Annotated in this window: 17 protein-coding genes; 4 read left to right on the top strand and 13 right to left on the bottom strand. The window is 35.4% G+C overall.

Annotation, left to right across the window (positions count from 1 at the left end):
• Positions 1–194 precede the first annotated feature (194 nt).
• Positions 195–506, top strand: coding sequence for a hypothetical protein (locus tag N2Z58_07750; protein MCX7654550.1), 312 nt, complete (start codon positions 195–197; stop codon positions 504–506).
• A 12-nt stretch (positions 507–518) separates the two neighbouring features.
• The gene (locus tag N2Z58_07745) at positions 519–1,094 is read left to right on the top strand and encodes an isochorismatase family protein (protein MCX7654549.1); all 576 of its coding nucleotides are present in this window, start codon (positions 519–521) and stop codon (positions 1,092–1,094) included.
• Here N2Z58_07745 and N2Z58_07740 read toward each other — a convergent pair.
• On the bottom strand, positions 1,084–1,881 hold the full coding sequence (locus N2Z58_07740; GenBank protein MCX7654548.1) for a metallophosphatase family protein: 798 nt from the start codon (positions 1,879–1,881) through the stop codon (positions 1,084–1,086). The genes N2Z58_07745 and N2Z58_07740 overlap by 11 nt on opposite strands.
• Before the next feature lie 156 nt (positions 1,882–2,037).
• Here N2Z58_07740 and N2Z58_07735 point away from each other — a divergent pair, with 156 nt between their 5' ends.
• Positions 2,038–2,913, top strand: a complete 876-nt coding sequence (locus tag N2Z58_07735; protein MCX7654547.1) for a PhzF family phenazine biosynthesis protein — start codon at positions 2,038–2,040, stop codon at positions 2,911–2,913.
• A 196-nt stretch (positions 2,914–3,109) separates the two neighbouring features.
• Here the strand turns inward: N2Z58_07735 and N2Z58_07730 are convergent, their stop codons facing one another.
• From N2Z58_07730 to crcB, 11 genes are all read right to left on the bottom strand, one after another.
• Entirely contained in the window at positions 3,110–4,561 is a 1,452-nt protein-coding gene (locus tag N2Z58_07730) for a phospho-sugar mutase (protein ID MCX7654546.1), read from the bottom strand.
• Positions 4,558–6,069 (bottom strand): ABC transporter permease subunit, encoded by a 1,512-nt coding sequence (locus N2Z58_07725; GenBank protein ID MCX7654545.1) that lies wholly within the window; start codon positions 6,067–6,069, stop codon positions 4,558–4,560. Before N2Z58_07725 ends, N2Z58_07730 begins: the two co-directional genes overlap by 4 nt.
• Positions 6,070–6,113: 44 nt before the next feature.
• Positions 6,114–7,988 (bottom strand): beta-N-acetylhexosaminidase, encoded by a 1,875-nt coding sequence (locus N2Z58_07720; protein ID MCX7654544.1) that lies wholly within the window; start codon positions 7,986–7,988, stop codon positions 6,114–6,116.
• Between the two features lie 36 nt (positions 7,989–8,024).
• Positions 8,025–10,010 (bottom strand): excinuclease ABC subunit UvrB, encoded by a 1,986-nt coding sequence (uvrB, locus tag N2Z58_07715; protein MCX7654543.1) that lies wholly within the window; start codon positions 10,008–10,010, stop codon positions 8,025–8,027.
• 12 nt (positions 10,011–10,022) lie between these two features.
• Entirely contained in the window at positions 10,023–11,699 is a 1,677-nt protein-coding gene (locus tag N2Z58_07710) for an NFACT family protein (GenBank protein MCX7654542.1), read from the bottom strand.
• Between the two features lie 56 nt (positions 11,700–11,755).
• Entirely contained in the window at positions 11,756–12,736 is a 981-nt protein-coding gene (locus tag N2Z58_07705) for a 2-hydroxyacid dehydrogenase (protein MCX7654541.1), read from the bottom strand.
• Positions 12,737–12,861: 125 nt separating this feature from the next.
• Positions 12,862–14,073: an inorganic phosphate transporter gene (locus tag N2Z58_07700; GenBank protein ID MCX7654540.1), complete on the bottom strand. Its 1,212-nt coding sequence runs from the start codon at positions 14,071–14,073 to the stop codon at positions 12,862–12,864.
• Between the two features lie 8 nt (positions 14,074–14,081).
• Positions 14,082–14,756: a DUF47 family protein gene (locus N2Z58_07695; protein MCX7654539.1), complete on the bottom strand. Its 675-nt coding sequence runs from the start codon at positions 14,754–14,756 to the stop codon at positions 14,082–14,084.
• Between the two features lie 226 nt (positions 14,757–14,982).
• Entirely contained in the window at positions 14,983–15,105 is a 123-nt protein-coding gene (locus tag N2Z58_07690; GenBank protein MCX7654538.1) for a hypothetical protein, read from the bottom strand.
• A gap of 545 nt (positions 15,106–15,650) precedes the next feature.
• Positions 15,651–15,989 (bottom strand): DUF190 domain-containing protein, encoded by a 339-nt coding sequence (locus tag N2Z58_07685; GenBank protein MCX7654537.1) that lies wholly within the window; start codon positions 15,987–15,989, stop codon positions 15,651–15,653.
• A 278-nt stretch (positions 15,990–16,267) separates the two neighbouring features.
• A complete protein-coding gene (crcB, locus tag N2Z58_07680; GenBank protein ID MCX7654536.1) occupies positions 16,268–16,651 on the bottom strand; it encodes a fluoride efflux transporter CrcB in 384 nt (127 codons plus the stop codon).
• A 99-nt stretch (positions 16,652–16,750) separates the two neighbouring features.
• On the opposite strand from crcB, the gene N2Z58_07675 reads away from it, so the two are divergent.
• A complete protein-coding gene (locus tag N2Z58_07675; GenBank protein MCX7654535.1) occupies positions 16,751–17,485 on the top strand; it encodes an alpha/beta fold hydrolase in 735 nt (244 codons plus the stop codon).
• Between the two features lie 63 nt (positions 17,486–17,548).
• Here the strand turns inward: N2Z58_07675 and N2Z58_07670 are convergent, their stop codons facing one another.
• A complete protein-coding gene (locus tag N2Z58_07670) occupies positions 17,549–18,613 on the bottom strand; it encodes an ABC transporter permease (GenBank protein ID MCX7654534.1) in 1,065 nt (354 codons plus the stop codon).

The following is an 18,613-nucleotide window of genomic DNA, read 5'->3' as shown; positions in this document are numbered from 1 at the left end:
ATTGACACTACAAAGTTAGATTCGAAATAGATATTAGAAAAACATGAAAGGTTTATTAATGCTAAGGTATAGTTGTCCCAAATACCGCCAGCTGGGGGAGGGACAACTTGAAAGGCGGTAAGAAATACCCCAGCCATCTAAACATGTACAGTTTAGATGACTAGATAACAGATATGGAAATTGAAAAATTGATAGTGATAACGCTAAACGAAATAGTTTACTATTTACTTAGAAAGAACGCACATATTATTTCCTCGGAGATAGTGTCACTTGAGAAGGATTTTCATATACTCATAGAGGCTAACATGTCGGTAAATGATGAAATACTTAGGGATCTTTCCTTAATAAGAAAAATCAAAGACCATCCGGAGTTAAAGTACTACGGTGCTCTCGGTGAACAAATAGGAAATTTACAAGGTATTTACTCAATTGCCCCGTATCTAAGCAAAATAGATTTCGATACAAGCGATGGAAATCTGAAGATAGAACTTTTTGTGCGAAAATAAAAAGGAAGGTATATTATGTTTTATAAGGAACGGGAAAGACACCCACTCTCGATTTCAAATCCTGCACTTTTAATTGTAGACGTACAAAATTATTTTTTCCAAAAACACTCCCCAGCTTATATAAGTGGTAGCGAGCGAGTACTTTTGAACATAGAAAGGTTAGTTAACGCTTTGAGAAAAGTTAAGATTCCTATTATAGCCACCATTCACGAGGGTGGTAATTCACAAATGTTTAAATGGTGGAATAACACTGTGGATAAAATCTGGACAGAATTGATGATTAACCAAAGCAGCGTGGATTACATTTTGAAGAAAAATACTTATGATGCTTTCTATAATACTGACCTTGAAAACATTTTATCTTCATTATCCATAGATCAGTTGTTGATAACTGGTGTAATGACTCATCTATGTTGTGAAACAACGGCAAGAAGCGGTTTTGTTCGCGGTTACGATATCGTGATGATCGAAGATTGTCTCTGGGACAAAGATGAATGGTACCATTATTCTTCTTTAAAAAACCTTGCCCATGGTTTCGCGGTGATTACCACTTCTGAAGAAATCATAAAAACTTTCCTTAAATACTAAATTTTATATCTTTAAATCTCTCCGAAGTTTCCTTAAGTTCTTTTTTTGACTTTCCCATCTCAAAAGTTTCACCAAGTGCAAGAACAGTTGCAAGTTCTACAGGAAGCCCTACAGAAATTATTTTTTCAATTACGGATTTCACATTATATTTCACGTGTACAAATTGATAAGAAAATACACATGAATCGATAGTCAAGATTAAGTAGGTGGCTCCCGGAACCCCGTCTTTTGTCCTTCCAACACTACCAGGATTAAGGATCGTCTTACCAAGAATGTGTTTTGCCATCATTAAATGAGTATGTCCATTAACAATTATATCTTCTTGAATATCCTTCACAAGAATCCTCAGTCTTTCAGCAGACGTTGTTGGTTTGACGTATTCAAGTAAGTAGTTCAAAGGACTTCCATGAACTAGAAGTATCTTTACCCCTTCTATTCCGATAGACAGTCTTTTTGGAAGCGATCTGAGGAACTCCTTATTCTCAGCTGTTGTATTTTTTATTGTCCAAGACAGGGATTCGTCACCAATTTCTGTCTCTCTACCAGGATTGTAAGAACAACCACAGTTGTCTTTTTCATATCCAACGGCATCATCATAATTCCCCATGACGGTCTTTATTCCATTATTTCTTATCATTTCTATCACTTCATTTGGATCTGGTCCATAGCCAACAAGGTCACCAAGACAGTAAATTTCATCTACTCCCTTTGAACGTATGTCATCTAACACCGATTCAAGAGCTTCTATATTTGCATGAATGTCTGATATAAAAGCGACTCTTCTCATACTTATGCCTCCTGAGTTCTGTTTTTTTCTATTTTACCATAGTTTTTTTAAAAAATATTAAGTTTTGCCTAAGTACAACTTGATGTGGTAAAATTTTGATATGGTACTTTAAATAATTTAGTTGCACGAAAATGCGTATTATGGGTGGTGAGCTTTGTGGAGATTTATATAGTTGATGCTTTTACTGACAGGCTGTTTTATGGAAACCCTGCTGGTGTAGTGATTATTAATTCGGAGCATTCTATTTCGAAAGAAGTTATGCAGACTATAGCTAAGGAACTAAGATTTTCCGAGACAGCTTTTGTCAGAAAAAGGTCAGACGATGAATTTGTAGTGTTGTTTTTTACGCCATTGTCAGAAATAGACCTATGCGGACACGCTACTGTAGCTACATTTACAGTACTTCGAGATAAGGGATATCTGGTTCCTGGAAAGGTTTACAGAATGCATTCAAGGGCTGGTACCTTAGAGATTGAGGTAACCGAATCATACGTCATGATGGAACAGGCAGAGCCAAGTATGGATAATTTAGATGAAAACGATTATGAATTCATAGCCCAAGCACTTGGAATTTCTGTTAATGATATAGGAGATAAGAGTTATAACCTAAAGCCGAAGGTCGTTACAACAGGTCTTTGGGATTTAATTGTTCCGGTTGTTTCCAAGCAAATACTTTTTTCTTTAAACCCTGATTATGAACTGATATCCGATTTCTGCAGGATAAACAAACTAGTTAGCTTCCATATCTTTACTCTCGACGAACAAAAAGCATTAGCAAACTGTAGAGATTTTGCACCTTTGTATGGAATCGAAGAAGAGTCTGCCACAGGTACAGCAAACGGAGCATTGGCTTATTATTTGTTTAAACACGGTGTTATAGAAGCTGAAAAGATTTACAAGATAATACAAGGAGAGTCCATGGGAAGAATTTCAGATATATTTGTAAAAATACACTTTAAGGATGGAATTTACAAATCTTACGTTGGTGGGAGCGCAAAGATATTCATCGAAGGTAGCATTAGCTTGGAATAATTTTTCAAGATCTTGCGGTTCTTGAGCAAGAAATATTTAATTTACAAATTTGATCTTTCCTCAGTAGACTAACGAACTAAAATAAGGCAAAGTAGTCTAATTTTAAATTAGAGTTGGTAAACCAATTGATTTCTGTTCTTAATCATTAAAAGACTAAACAATTGCCGGGATCCATGTTCCCGGCAATTTTTGCTTTTTATTCATTTTCGAGACTTCTGACTATGTCTTTCATTTTATTGGCAAGTTTTTCAACATCTTCTTTTGCTCTTTCTAAAGTGTCAGCTTTGACCATAACATACGCTTTCATCTTTGGTTCTGTACCGGAGGGCCTAACAAAAATCGTGCCGTTTTGGAAATCGAATCTCAGAGTTTCATTTGGTATAATTCCACCGTAACCTTCAGAATAATCTATAACGTTTATCACATCTTTTGAATTCAATTTCTTCAATTTTTCATAAACCTCATATGATTTGCGCACGCTTCCAAATTCAAAGTTCAGTAGTTTCTCCAGGTAATATCCGTATTTTTCGTACAATTTATTTAACTGTTCGAGTAAATCGTGCTGTTTTGCAACCTTTGATATGAGCCCGCATGACAATACAGCATCCTTGTCCCTTGCTAAATTACCTGTCAAGTAACCACAACTTTCTTCAAAACCAAGTATAAAATCAAGGTCTTTTCTTTTTTCAGCTAAATCACCTATAAATTTAAATCCAGTTGGCACTTCAAATAATTGTACGTTATGCTCCATGCATATTGGAACAACCATGTTTGTGCTCACGATGGTTTTGATTAACATTCCAGAACTTTTCCCAGAAGTTTTGTATTCCTTAATTAAAGCATCACTTAGAAGTACACCTACTTGATTACCAGTTAACCTGACATCTTTGTAAATTACACCAACTCTATCTGCGTCTGGATCTGTCGCAATCCCAAGATCTACTTTGTATCTTTCCATATATTCTCTAAGCAGTACAAGTGCTCTGTCATCTTCCGGATTCGGGGTTTTTGCGGTTGGGAAATTTCCATTGTGGTCCATCTGTTCTGAAACTTCAACAACTTCTGCACCGAGTGCTCTAAGTAATTTTGGTACAAACTTTGAACCCGTCCCATGTAAGGGTGAATAAATTACTTTAAGACCTTCGAGGCTGCCATTTATTAATTTAGCACATTCGTCTACATATTCGTTGAGAAGGTCTTCAGAGATATAACTATACTTTTCCACGGCAGATATAGGTTCTTCCCAAGCTTTCTTCACAAGTTCAGTAAGTACATCTGTAACCTCAGGTACTGCTTGAACACCATTTGAGGTGTAAACTTTGTAACCGTTGTATTCCGGAGGATTATGACTTGCGGTTATAACTACTCCGATATCCATCCCTAATTTCCTAACACCATACGAAAGAACAGGTGTTGGTACAGGTTCTTGAAAGAGATAAGCTTCCAAACCTTCTCCAGAAAATACACAGGCAGATAATTTGGCAAATTTTTCCGAATTGTTTCTTGTATCATAGGCGATGAGTACGCTTTTAAGGTTTTTCATTTTCATGTAATTAGCAACACCTTTTGATGCTACGGCAACCGTTTTTTCATCGAATTCTCCTTCCCTCATTATACCTCTTATCCCACCTGTTCCAAAAAGAATCATAAGACTTCCTCCCTCCTTGAAAATTCAACCATTATGAACAAAGAGACAACAAAGATAAAGTAGAATGTGTTCAATACCATTGCAACTTCTGTGTTTCTTGAATTCATTAATCTGAAAACCACGGTCGAAAAGGTCATAATAGGTGGTTCGACTAATGTAAGTGTACCTGATGTTTCACCAACAGAGATTGTAACTGAATATACAAATGCCGTAAAGATAAAATTCTTTAGAAGCGGTAAAGCTATCTTTAAAAATGTCAGAATGTCACCTGCACCATCAACTTTTGCTGCCTCTATTATGTTGTTTGGTATACTCCTCCATCCTGTTTCTATGATCCCAAATGTTATTGGGAGTACAATCAGAGAATGAGTGAAAACTATTTTCAACAAAACCGGGATATTGATTAGTACATAAGGAAATGCTATAGTCACAGATGACATTGCCGCGGGGATAAGAAGTATGTAATTGAATCTTTTTCCCCTTGATGAGTAATATCCACCTATTGTACTTATTAAAATACTTATAATGGATGAAACAGTAGAAATCAAGACCGTGTAAAAAATCATTTCTTTAACGGTTGTACCAACGAGATATTCTAAGCTTTCCGAGAAAAATATACGAAAATTAGTTAATGAAAATCTTCCATAATAGTCCAGAAATCCAGAAATTGCCGAATAAAAAAGAGGCACAAATATTAAAAGTATGTAAAGGCCAAATAACACATATCCCCATTTAGGAAACTTTTCCAAATGCGTATGAAAGTTTTTCTCGTGGACTTCTCGTTTAACAGACACAAAATATCCTATCAAAGATATAAATAAAAGCTGAAAAAGCATCAGTGTGGAGGCTGATTTGAAGTCAAATGTTATTCTTGAGTACATATAGATTGCAACCTCTATTGTAGAGTATTTTATACCGCCGAGTATAAGAACCACCGAAAAACTTGTAAACGTGTATATATAGGTTAAGAAAAATGCCCTCAAAATTGATGGAATTAATAGTGGCAATTCAACTTTTAGAAACGTTTTCCACTTCCCCGCACCATCCAGTTTTGCAGCTTCAATTACGAAGCCATCTATGTTTTCCCATGCTTCACCAACAATTCTGATAAATAAAGGAAAGTTATAAAACACATGTCCGAGAATTATAGCAGTAAAGGTGTATAGAATTTGGATGTTGATTCCAAAAGTGCCTAAAATTTTTGAATAAATACCCGATTTACCAAATGTAAGAAAGAAACCTATCGCCATTGTTATACCAGGTAAGACGAATGGTATGCTTGAGATCACACGAAAAATCTTTCGTACGAGGCTGTTTAGTTTTGTTCTACCCACTAAATAAGCACCAGGTAAGCCCAAAATTGCTGTAAAGATCGCAGATAAGAATGCTTGAAAAATGGTGAATCTGATTTTACTTATATTATCTGTAATAGCGTTCCAACTTAAACCCTGCGAGAGTTTCAAGCTTAATGCAAATGGTATTACAAGTGAGATTGTTATATAAACCACGGGTACAAGTTGGAAAAAAATAATTTTAGTCTTTCTTGCAATTTTCAGAAAATCAACCCCCGCAAATCTGCTTGTCGAACTCTTAAAAATCTTGAAAGTTTGAATATACTCTCCTCAAGTCCACCTGATCTGTTGTACTTGTTCCAAATGTTTTTGTATTCATCAATTGTCTTATAAAACTCCTCTACCAGTTTATTCCATTCACTTTCTGGTATCTTCCATATATCCTCATATTTTAAAATCAACTTTATTAATGCTAAACCAATCTGTGCAAAGGAAATATTGTTAATCACTTGTTCGCAGATGGATAATATCTTTTCCTCAGTACAAGAAGCCAGTTTTTCTTTGATTTCATCGATCCTATCTGACACATCCTCTAGTTGTTTTAACATTTCTGCATCCCAATTTTTGATAGCACTTTCAGGATAAATAAAGGCGTAAAAAAACGGTGTACCATTGGGTGTATACGGCAGTTTGCTATACACTGTGCCAAGCTCGTAGATCATCTTAGAAAGAGAGAAGTCTATATTCTTAGACTCAAATATGTGCTTATCTATAGCATCAAGTAATTCTTGGATATCCAGATCAGTTGTATTCCAACTTAAGTGAGCACTGTAAGAATAACCTATCCAAGATAATGGGAGATGTTGGACGTGCCCATTGTCACCCCAATCTGTTGTAAGTACACCAATTGCGCCAAACTCCTTGCCATTTAAAACTGCGCTTTTTATATTTTTGACTGCATTATCGCTTCGTCCTATGAAAGTATTCCATGTGGACGTGCCTGGGCAAACATAAAAAGAAAGTCCACTGTTGTAGTACAATTCACATTTTTTATCAAATGGATGGTTATATTCATATCCCCATACCATAGGTATCATATCTTTTGGAAGCAGGGGTATAAATTCTGGATGATTTTCGATTATATCACCCCAAAACATCACACTCTTCTTGTACTTTTTTGCTATTTTGTATATCTTCATCAAAAAATCAAAGTACACTTTCGCTTTTCCTTGCTTTTCACAAATTTCCTTAGACTTACCAACACCAAGGTCAAATGTCTCATCACACCCTATATTTACTTGGTTGCTTTCAAATAATGGTAGTAGTTCATCAAGAAGCTCTTCAACAAGTTTTATAGATCCATGTACTGCTGGTGAAAGCGAGAATGGATATTCATATTTCGTACCCCATGGTGTTACGTATCCATCTGGTGCTTCAGCAAGAGCTCGATATTTTCTATGCACGAGCCACTTGCTCATATGCCCAAATGTATTTTGATTAGGTACAAGCTCTATAAATCTCTCTTTGCAGTATTTATCAAGATAAATTACTTCGTCGTGTGTTAATGGTGAATACCCTTCCCAAACCTCTTTGTGGTTTGTGTAGGCAAATGTGTGTTCAAAATACAGTTGTAACTGATTTATTTTCATTTCAGATAATTTTTCTATTATGTACTCGAAAGTCTCGATTTTTGGTATTCGATCACGGCTTATGTCAATCATGATACCTCTGTTTACGAAATCCGGATAATCCTCAATTACAAGCTTTGGGAGATTAAATCCAAATAATCTTAAGAGTTGCTTAAATGTTTGAACTGCGTAAAAAAGTCCCGCTTTGTCATTTCCAACCATAGTTACAGAATCATCAATCAAGATCTTATAACCTTGAGCATGTGAAACAATATCTGAATTTATTTTAAGGATTATGTGAAATGTGTTGAGTTTTTTGTTGGAAGAGCGGATGGTATAATTTCCGCCATACGTTGATAGTACTTCTCTAAGTAGAATTGCTAAATTCTTTGATTCGACCTCATCAAAGAAAATTATTCCATCGCTCTCAACTTTGAGAAATCCTTCCTTGCGTATCAGTTTTTTTGGATAAGGTATTAATCTAATTTCAATATCTTCCTGTAACATAAGATTCCCCCCTTGGTTTTTACGAAAATTTGAAGTTCAATTTTTTCTCATTTGTTCTCTTACTTTAAACAACTCATCTCTGAGTCTTGCCGCATCCTCGTATCTCAATTCAGATGCTGCCTTGTACATCTCTTCTTCAAGCAAGGCCGCGTATTCTTCAATTGAGAGACTCTCTCTTAATTGGAAAATACTATCTTCGTAAACTTTGTATAGTTCCTCTTCCTTATCTCTAAACGGAGCAAAAATATCTTCCATAATAGGCTTAACTATGCTTTTTGGTCTTATACCATGTTTTTGATTGTACTCGATTTGTATTTTCCTTCTCCTGTTAGTTTCGTCTATCGCCCTTTGCATTGCTGGTGTTATCTTATCAGCATACATTATAACTTTACCATTTTCATTTCTTGCCGTTCGGCCTATAATCTGTATTAACGTTGTTTCACTTCTTAAAAATCCTTCCGTATCAGCGTCGAGTATAGCCACCAAAGAGACCTCGGGTAAATCTAAACCTTCTCTAAGTAAATTTACCCCAACAACAACATCAATTTCTCCAGCACGTAGTTTCTTGAGTACTTCTACTCTTTTTATTGCATCAAGCTCCGAGTGGAGGTACAAAGCTTTTATGTTAAGTTCGACCAAATACTCTGCAAGCATCTCTGCTGTCTTTTTCGTTAAGACTGTAACCAAAGCCTTTTCACCTCGTTTTTTTACCTCAACGATTTCTTTTATAAGATCATCTACTTGATATCTTGTAGGCCTAACCTCAACTTGTGGATCGACTAATCCTGTTGGGCGTATAATTTGCTCAACTATCTGTTCAGAAACTTCCAATTCAAAAGGTCCCGGAGTTGCCGAAACAAATATTACTTGACTTACCCTTTGCAAAAATTCTTCAAATTTTAAAGGTCTGTTGTCATAAGCACAAGGTAACCTAAAACCGTACTCCACAAGGCTTTTTTTTCTTGACATCTCACCACGGTACATTGCTTTAAGCTGAGGAATTGTAATATGCGATTCGTCTATAAAGACTATATAATCCTCGTCGTAATAATCAAGTAAAGAATACGGTGGTTCGCCAGGTTTTCTACCATCAAAATGTCTTGAGTAATTTTCAATACCTGTACAGTAACCAAGCGTTGTTAACAACTCTAAGTCGTTCATAGTTCTCTGAAGCAATCTTTGAGCTTCTAGTTCCTTTCCTTGTCTTTTCAATTCTTCTACCCTTTGCTTTAATTCTTCTTGAATACCCTTAACGGCGGAGGCTATCTTTTCTTCTGTTGTAACATACTCTTTTGTCGGATAGATTGTCAACCTATCAAGTTGTTCAATTACATTTCTGTTCATTCTATCAAAAGTGTATATTCTATCAACTTCGTCACCAAAAAACTCTATCCTTATACCTTCGTCTTGATAAGATGGGAACACTTCGATTGTATCACCGCGTAGTCTAAAGCTCCCTGTCAAACCTATGTCCTCTTTTCTTTCATACCCAATTTTAACAAGCCTTTTAAGTAGATCGGTAAAGTTAACTCTCTGTCCAACCTCTATTTTAATGTTAAGCACGTCGAAGTCTCTTGGATCTCCGCATGCGTATATTGCGGAGACACTTGCAACAACAACAACATCTCTCCTGGTCATGATAGATTTAATGGCACTCATTCGCATTCTGGCTATGATATCATTTATATCTGCACTTTTTTCGATGTACAGATCTTTAGTTGGTACGTATGCTTCAGGTTGGTAATAGTCATAGTAGCTGATAAAGAATTCCACTTTGTTATTGGGAAAGAATGTCTTGAATTCTGAATAAAGTTGTGCGGCCAGTGTCTTGTTTGGCGATATTATTAAAACAGGTCGATTAACTTCTTTTATAACATTAGCCATAGTAAATGTCTTACCGCTACCAGTTACACCGAGTAGCGTTTGAAACTTATAACCGTTATTCAGCCCTTTGACAAGTTTTTCTATTGCCTGAGGTTGATCACCCATGGGCAAGTATTCACTTACAAGTTCGAAATTCAATGTTTCTCCTCCTTAATTTGGATCAACAAAAATAGTTTTAAAGTTTGAGTACAAAACCAATCCGGGCCTGAATCCCTTGGGTTTTTTCACATATTTTATTAGTGTATAGTCCACTGGTACATTCGTTGAATATTTTCCTTTACTATACATTGCAGCAAGTTTTGCAGCATAAATAAGACTATCTTCGTCAACGTCTCTGCCATTTGTCTTTACTATTACGTGTGCACCAGGCATACCTTGTACGTGTAACCAAAGGTCGTTATCGTTAGCTTTTCTTACAAGTTCGTCATTTTGCCTGTTATTCTTACCAACATATATTGTAAACCCGTTGTATAAATATTTCCTTGGTTGGGATAACTGACCGTCTCTCTTTTCCCTTTTTTGCCTTTTAATCTTTATTAAATCATTTTCCTCCATTTCGTCTTCTATTTCATTCAATTCTTCCAAATTCTCAGCATTTTCTATTGTTATTAAGAGTTGTTGAAAATACATAAGTTCCTTTTCAATTATACTTTTCCTTTCTTCCAAACCTCTCAATTTCCTTTTCAGCTTTGAGTAGAGATTAAAATAACGAATACTGTTTTCAATTGGTGTTAGGTTCCTCTCAACAGGAACAGTGATATATTCTCCTGTTTCCCAATCGAACAAATCAATGGATTCTATTCCATGCTCAATTTGGTAGCTGTAGGTTTTCAGCAATTCACCATACTTTCTGTATTTATCAGCTTCAGCACACTCTAAAATTTCGTTGATGATTTTTTCTTTCAGTTCCTCGTATTGGTTAATCTTTGCCTTAATTACACTCAATAATTGTTTTCTCTTTTGCTCAAATATCTCTCTTATCTCTATAAATTCAAAATATTCGTTAACGCACGATATAACATCCTCGCAAAGCTTTTCGTCATTATAGCCATGCAACCTTATTGAAGACACATCAACAGGTCTTTCATCTTTGTAATACAAGAACACTTTATCATTTCTTAATTCATCAACCATGCTCATAAGCCCGGTGAACAATGATTTGACATCTGATTCGTTGACTTCTGTTGTGGGTTTATCTTCAAGACCAGCTCTGTGCAGCAACTCTTGTGCAGTGATTTTCGAGAATCCTTGTATTGAAGAGTACAAAAACTCAGACAATTTCTTATTTTTGTCTTTAAATTTACTAATCAAATCGCTCAAAATTTCATCAGAACTTATTTCTTCAACGTTCTTCTTCTCCGAATTGAAAAGTACAAATTTTTCACCTGGCAAGAGCCTACGTATTCTTGTTTCAACTCTTTTAAATGCATCAAGAATTTCATCGTTTTCTACCAAAATAACGTTTGAGTGTTTGCCCATAACATCAAAGTATATAACATAATTATGAATTGAACCTATCTCATCTATCCTTTTCAATTTCAAAACGGCTGTTCGTTCATGAGCATGGTTGAAAAATTCGATAACTTTAGCCCCTCTTATTCTGCTTCTTAATAGGTCCACAAAAACGTTTCTCTCAGGTTCCTTGATTAAGTGATCTACCAATGAAATATGTGCAAAATTTGGATTGAGACATACCTTCAGATCTCCAACGTCAAAAGAAAAAAAGAGAGAGTTTTTTGAAAGATAAACATTTCGAACATTCAATCCTATCAATTTTTGCGCTATGCAATTGATAATACTTTTCATCACAAAACCATCAAACGGCATAATAAGATAACTCCTCTCTCCAGAATACCTTGGCAAGTTAGTAAATGCTTAAAACATCAATATTCAAGTTCTAAATCAACTATATTCTTTGGCATTCTACCAGATAGAATTAGTCTTAAGTTTTCTACAGTCTCGTCTATTCTTCCTTTCTGCCCTTCGATAGTGAATCCGCCCACGTGTGGAGAAATTACAACGTTTTTTAATGTATGTATTGGATAATGCGAAGGTAGTTGAACTTGGTGATCATTGCTTGGATAGATGTACCATGTGTCTATTCCTGCGCCTGCAAGTATATTCTCTTTCAAAGCTAAGTAGAGTCCTTCTTCGTCTATAAGTTGTCCTCTTCCAACATTTATAAGAAATTTACCATTCATTCTTCTGAGCCTTTGTTTGTCTATAATTCCTATTGTAGATTTAGTAAGTGGTAATGCAACAAAGATAACGTCTCCAAAGTCTATGGCTTCGTCTATATTTGTCGTAATATATTTAACTCCCTCAACTAGTGTCATATTCCTTTTGTACCCCATTACTTCACATTCAAAACCAGACAGCAACCTTGCTATGTGTTGCCCAATAGTACCAAGTCCCAATATAGATACCTTTTTACCTTGTAGGGAGAACCAAAAATCCTCCTTTTTAGCACCAGCCTCATATCCATGCCATATTCCCTTGCACAGGTCATTGTGGAATTCAACAACCCTTCCCATAACGCTGAGAGCTAATGCTAGAGCTCTTTCAGCTACAATTCTCCCGTTTCCGTGATTGTTACACACAATAATATTGCGTGACTTAATAATATCCAATGGTAATCCATTAACACCTGCCCAGGGAACGATGATATATTTTAAATTCACAGCTCTATTGACTTGATACTCACTCAACGAACCACTAACTATGACATCTGCTTTCTCAATCATATGTTCAATTTCTTCTCGAACTTTCGGAACTAAGAAGGTATCTTTTGGAAATTCTTTCTTTATCTCTTCTATCCTCTGCGCAAAATAGTCTATAATTTTCGTAAGGAAAAGTACATTCATACTCTCTCCTCCGTCTATGTAATAATTGGTGAAGCTATTCATAACAATTATACCAGATCGTGTATAAACAAAATAAAACCCCGAACGGGGTAAATATTCGGGGTCTAATGTTTATTGGATTACCCTTAGAAAAATGTAGACAATGCAAGATAAAGAATAGCACTTACTCCTGCGGAAAACGGTACAGTTATGAACCACGAAATCACAATATCTTTCAGTACATCTATATTAACTACTTCTATACCTCTTGCAAGTCCTACACCAGTGACTGCTCCAACAACCGTGTGTGTTGTACTTATTGGGAAACCAAATATAGATGACAAAAGTACGGTTGTTGCGGTTCCAAAGTCAATTGAAAATCCTCTTGTATTGTTCAGCTCCGTTATATTATGTCCTATTGTTTGCATAACTTTATAACCGTACAATAACACACCAAGCGCTATACCAATCCCACCGATAAAGAGTATGTGCTTTGGTATTTCAATTGAGGAAACGTGGGTAGTATGGATCTTATTAATCATATATATCAATGCTATAGGTCCGACTGCGTTGGCTACATCGTTTGCTCCGTGAGAAAAACAAACATATGCAGACGTCATGACCTGCACATTTTTAAATATTCCCTCAACGGCGTTGTATTCATTGTTAGTTTTCTTTGCATATTTTCTTATCAGTAAATATGACAACAACCATGAGACGGCAAAAAAAACAATTCCGGTTACGAGTGACGAGCTATAGTTTTTCCTTAGTGTCTTTACTGAAAAGAGAAATGAAATAAGAAAGAAGGTAAAACCAATTAGCAACGGTGCAACCTTTTTTGCAGCATTCAAAGGACTGGGGCGATGGAGGATAGTAATTGTAAGTACTTTAAAAACAAAAAATGCAAGCAAGCCCCCAATCACTGGCGAAATGAACCACGAAAGTACTATTTTAAACAATTTTGTCCAATAAATCACTTTAGTACCACCACTTACCAAACCGAAACCAACCATACCTCCTATTATAGAATGAGTAGTAGAGACAGGCATTGCAAAAATAGTAGCCAGCATAACCCATGCACTTGCTGCAAGTAAAGCAGAAATTGCACCGTACATCACTAACTTAGGATTTGTAATGTGTTCTATAGAAACTATTCCGTTTGCTATCGTTTTCGTAACTGTTGCACCAAACATAACAGCTCCAAGAAATTCAAGTATGGATGCAAGCAAAGCTGCTTGCTTTGGGGTAATAGCTCGTGCACCAACAGCCGTTGCCATACCATTGGCAACGTCATTTGCACCTATGGTAAATGCCATGAACATGCCCACAACCACTGCAAAGAATATTATCATAGTCATTTCCTCCCTTATATATGGGTTATCATTCTAATTCTTTCCACAATGTTTTTCGCTCTATCTTCAATACGCATCAACAGAACAACAACACTGTTCAGAAAAACAATATCAACTGGATTTAGCTCAAACTTTTTAGCAAAAAGTTTCTTACCTATAGTCAATCCAAGAATATCACTTGAATGCTCTTCTTTTTCAACTAGGTTAATTCTTTCATCTTCTGATCTAATTTCCTTAGGTGAAAAGGCAGATTCTACTATTGTTCTGAGTTCCTGGGCTGTTTCATTCATATGCTCTACACTCTCAGAAACAAGTTTTACAAGCATCAAAATATCATTTCTGACATCCGTTGGTACTTCATTAACGTTGTTCATCGTTAACATTTTCAAAACATCATCTACAAGATCTATAATAGAATCCATGTTGTGTAGTATATCGAGAAAGTCGGTTTTACTAAAATAAGTCCACTTCAATTTTGCGTAAATTTCTCGTACCCTTATCTTTATACGATCGGCATCATCCTCAAGTTTATCTATTTGTTTCGAAAGTTCTTCCACATTCTGTCCTTCAAAGTATTTTTCAAAAGCTTGTCTCATTATCTGGGAAGCTTCCACGCACAGCTTTGAGTGTTCTAACAACAATTCAAGTGGTGATTTGTAAGGTATGAGTTTATTAAAAATATTTGCCATAAACACACTCCTTTCAAAAGATTCGTAATGCGAAAAAATTATACCACCGATCTGAACGGCGATGTTACAAACAAAATGTCAATGACATAAAAACTTCACAACTAGTGCTTTAAAAAAACTTATCATAGAACTGCCTAATTGTTTTACTAAATATGTTAATGATTCCCTACTAAAATAGCTCACAGAGGATTTCTTAACAATTTCTGTGAGTAATCTTCGGTTTGTTTCAACCCTTTAAAAAATTCTGCTCGCCTAAGAATGCTCTTGTTGAATCGACACCCCACAGCAAAAACAACCAAAGGCCAAAACCACCAATCAAAAATACCACAAAGACAACATACCTAAACAAACTTAAGTCTCCTCAATACGTTCTTTAAGAAACTACAATTTGTAAACTGAGACTTGCAGGAAAATCTTTCAGTAATTTTGGTAAAAGTAAGTATATACAATATATATCATTGTATTTACTTATTTTAAGTAGTTGTTTTAAGGCTAATTAATTTATAATTATACTAGTAGTATGCTTAAACAAACACTATACTATAGACTATTTTGATTTTCTATTAATAATTTAATTAGGTTGTACGTGCATAGTTAGGTTTCTCTGCAAAATGATTCAACTCTTAAAAACGAGATTTAGTAAATAATAGGCACGTACTTAGAAAAGATGCAATATAAGGTTTCTTATATTGCATTTTATGTATATTAAAAAAGCTTGTAAATACTTTATTTATGCGCATAGCTATTTGTGAGTTAGGATTTACAAACACCAACTTATGGAGAGTTTTATGAAAAGCCTAAATAAGTAACGAAACAACTAAGTAGATACTAATCTTTGCTAATTTAAAAACTTGATTTTTATGAAGACAAGCAAGGATAAATATCAAAGTTATATCATCTTCTAAAGAACATACCACGAACATCGTTAAAGACAAAAACTGCGGAATTGTTTAAGTACAATTTAATTTTTTCGAGAAATCTTTGAGCGAGCTCGTCACTGGCAAACAACTCAATAATTATCGGTAACGATGGCTGTACAACTTCTTTGATAGTTGTGTGTAATTTTTTGTCAAATATAAACCCCTCAATTGCTTTGTATTCGACGAAATCAGTTATACCAACCTCAAGTGCTATCTCCGCGATTACTCTGTTTAATGGTTTGTTGTGAAACTCTTTACATCTTTCATTTTCTCGCACGTATATCTTTATAAACGTACCTAAAAAATCCTCCATATTGTTTCCTCCATTTCTTTAATGGAATTAGTATTATCTGATGAAAGCGTGGATAGCTAATTGACTTTGGTAATATTAAGAAAATATTTCATTATTGGAAGAATATTTTTAGACTAATAAACTTTTATATATAGAACAAATTAGTATTAAACAAGTGTATATTGACAATATATTTACTATGGTTTATAGATGAGAGTATGTTAGTAAATAGTAAGATATGGAACACTAAGTATTTTAGTATACCTAAAGTATTGTATTCCAAAAAATTCTATAAAATTCTATACTAATATATCAACCACAATCTTTCCAGCGAATGCAGCTGAGAGTCCCAAAAACAAATTAAGAATTACATTTATCATTGCATAATAATACTGTGAATTTGTTATCAGAGCTACAGTTTCGTAACTCATTGTGGAGAAAGTTGTTAATCCACCAATAATTCCAGTGGAAAGGAATAACCTAAGTGTTGAGTCTATATTTGCATAGATTGATAACTCCATTATTATGCCAATTAAAAAGCTTCCTGCGACGTTTACGATCAATGTACCATACGGTATAAACGTTTCGGGAAATATTTCGTTCATGTGAAGTGACACGAAATAGCGCAACACGCTACCCACAAAACCCCCAATTCCAACAGCAAGGATTCTCGTCAATTCCATTTTCCTCCTCCTTAATTGAGTGCAAGATTTCTTGTTCATAGTATTTATTGTATCACTTCTCTGTGAAGGTGCTATAATATTTTTATTGGAGGTGATGTTATGAATTATTTAGAATTGTTTAAACCTTTTATTTATGAGGATGGACATGTTAGATTACCTTACAGATTGTTCATACCAAATATTATAAATGGGCAAGGATATCCGCTTGTTGTTTTTTTGCATGGCGCTGGTGAACGTGGAGAAGACAACGAAAGGCATATAACGGCAAACGAGGGGGCTACTACATGGGCAAATCCGGATTTTCAGCAAAAACATCCTTGTTTTGTCCTTGCTCCACAATGCCCATCTAATGGATACTGGGGAACTTCGTTTAGAATGTACAACGAGATGCTTAAATTAGGACCTAATTCTTTAATTGCTGCTGTGTCGCTTATCATAGACCAGCTGACTGAGAGGTTCCCGATTGACAAGAATCGAATATACGTAACTGGATTATCGATGGGAGGATTTGGTACGATTGCTTTACTTACCTTATGTCCAAACAAATTCGCAGCCGGTGTGGTTGTGTGTGGCGGTGGAAATCCACGCAAAATGAAAGAAATTCTTCATATTCCGCTATGGTTTTTTCATTCAGAAGATGACGATATAGTACCAGTTGAATATTCAAGAACCCTTGTCGAGGAATTGAAAAGATTAGGGGCAAAAGAGGTAAGATACACTGAATATCCAGCCGGATATATGAAATCTTTACAAATACCACCACATGCATCATGGATACTCGCATATAACAATAGTGAAATGAAAGAATGGCTTTTCAGCAAGAAAAAGGTTTAAAAAAACAGTCTACACCTATTTTGGTGTAGACTGTTTTTTTAGAAACTTCAAATTTAGTTACTCTTAATGTGCTCCCCTTCGTGATTTCCAACCATGCATTGCAAGAGCAAAGGCTATGACTGCGTATGCAATAAATTCTCTGAAGAATTCACCTATTTGTGGTTGACCAAAAAGTTTGTTTCCAGCACTTGGTGCAACAATAAAAAGCGTGTGAAATAGTAAAACACCAATTATGGCATTCCATATGTTTGCTTTCCTTGTGCTTGCACCACCAACGAGAAGTGCTGCAATAGAGAAAAGACCTATTTGTTCATGACTGTTGTAAGTATTTATTGTTCCAATATCCTGAAGGTATATAATCTGACCTATGGCTGCAAGAACCGTTGATATTATAATGGCAGTCACGCGTGTTGAGTTGACATTTATACCAGCTGTTTGAGCAACGTGCATATCTTGACCAACTGCTTTGAAATCCTGTCCAAGCTTAGTTTTTAAAAGGAATGTCAACAATAAACAAAGTCCTACGATTATCAACAGTGGTACCATGTAAAAGGTTATAAATTTAATATTTACAGTCCAAATATTGTTTAACGCACTATCAACTATACCATAGAGATCAACAGTATTTCTCAATCCAACTCCCTGTGGAAGTAAGAATTCTGTTTTTTTGAACGGTATCAATGAACCAACAAAAAACAAGAATATAAGCTGGTAAACACCATTGGCAAAGAAGCCAAGAATCATGGAAGTTATCATCTCGCGACCCTTTGCTCTGTTCAAGGTTCTACCGACAATCCAACCAAGGCCTACAGATATGACACCTGCAATTACCATTGCAAGCAGTATCCCTTTCAGGCCAGTGATTCCCCAGTCCACAACAAAGAACAAAGCCGCTTGCGCTGCCATCGCACCGAGTACAATTGCGAAATTTAGACCCAAACCAGCTATCACTGGGATGATGAGTGCAAGAACAAGAAAAGTGTTTCTACTTAATCTTCTAACTATCTCAGAAAGTAAAAATAACACGGGTATCCTTGCAACAAGAACAGCTCCTAAAGTCAAAAGAAAAAATGCAATTGGAACAATGTTGTTCAAGAGTATATTTTTAATATTAAATTTTCTTTCCAT

Source organism: Fervidobacterium sp. (assembly GCA_026419195.1).
Taxonomy (GTDB): domain Bacteria; phylum Thermotogota; class Thermotogae; order Thermotogales; family Fervidobacteriaceae; genus Fervidobacterium.
This window is presented reverse-complemented; position numbering and strand designations above follow the sequence as displayed.

Bases quoted from the DNA above. Each gene is read 5' to 3' on its own strand.
- N2Z58_07740 (MCX7654548.1), bottom strand. From the start codon at position 1,881: ATGAGAAGAGTCGCTTTTATATCAGACATTCATGCAAATATAGAAGCT.
- N2Z58_07730 (MCX7654546.1), bottom strand. From the start codon at position 4,561: ATGATTCTTTTTGGAACAGGTGGGATAAGAGGTATAATGAGGGAAGGA.
- N2Z58_07720 (MCX7654544.1), bottom strand. From the start codon at position 7,988: ATGTTACAGGAAGATATTGAAATTAGATTAATACCTTATCCAAAAAAA.
- N2Z58_07710 (MCX7654542.1), bottom strand. From the start codon at position 11,699: ATGCCGTTTGATGGTTTTGTGATGAAAAGTATTATCAATTGCATAGCG.
- N2Z58_07705 (MCX7654541.1), bottom strand. From the start codon at position 12,736: ATGAATGTACTTTTCCTTACGAAAATTATAGACTATTTTGCGCAGAGG.
- N2Z58_07700 (MCX7654540.1), bottom strand. From the start codon at position 14,073: ATGACTATGATAATATTCTTTGCAGTGGTTGTGGGCATGTTCATGGCA.
- N2Z58_07695 (MCX7654539.1), bottom strand. From the start codon at position 14,756: ATGGCAAATATTTTTAATAAACTCATACCTTACAAATCACCACTTGAA.
- N2Z58_07685 (MCX7654537.1), bottom strand. From the start codon at position 15,989: ATGGAGGATTTTTTAGGTACGTTTATAAAGATATACGTGCGAGAAAAT.
- crcB (MCX7654536.1), bottom strand. From the start codon at position 16,651: ATGGAATTGACGAGAATCCTTGCTGTTGGAATTGGGGGTTTTGTGGGT.
- N2Z58_07675 (MCX7654535.1), top strand. From the start codon at position 16,751: ATGAATTATTTAGAATTGTTTAAACCTTTTATTTATGAGGATGGACAT.
- N2Z58_07670 (MCX7654534.1), bottom strand. From the start codon at position 18,613: ATGGAAAGAAAATTTAATATTAAAAATATACTCTTGAACAACATTGTT.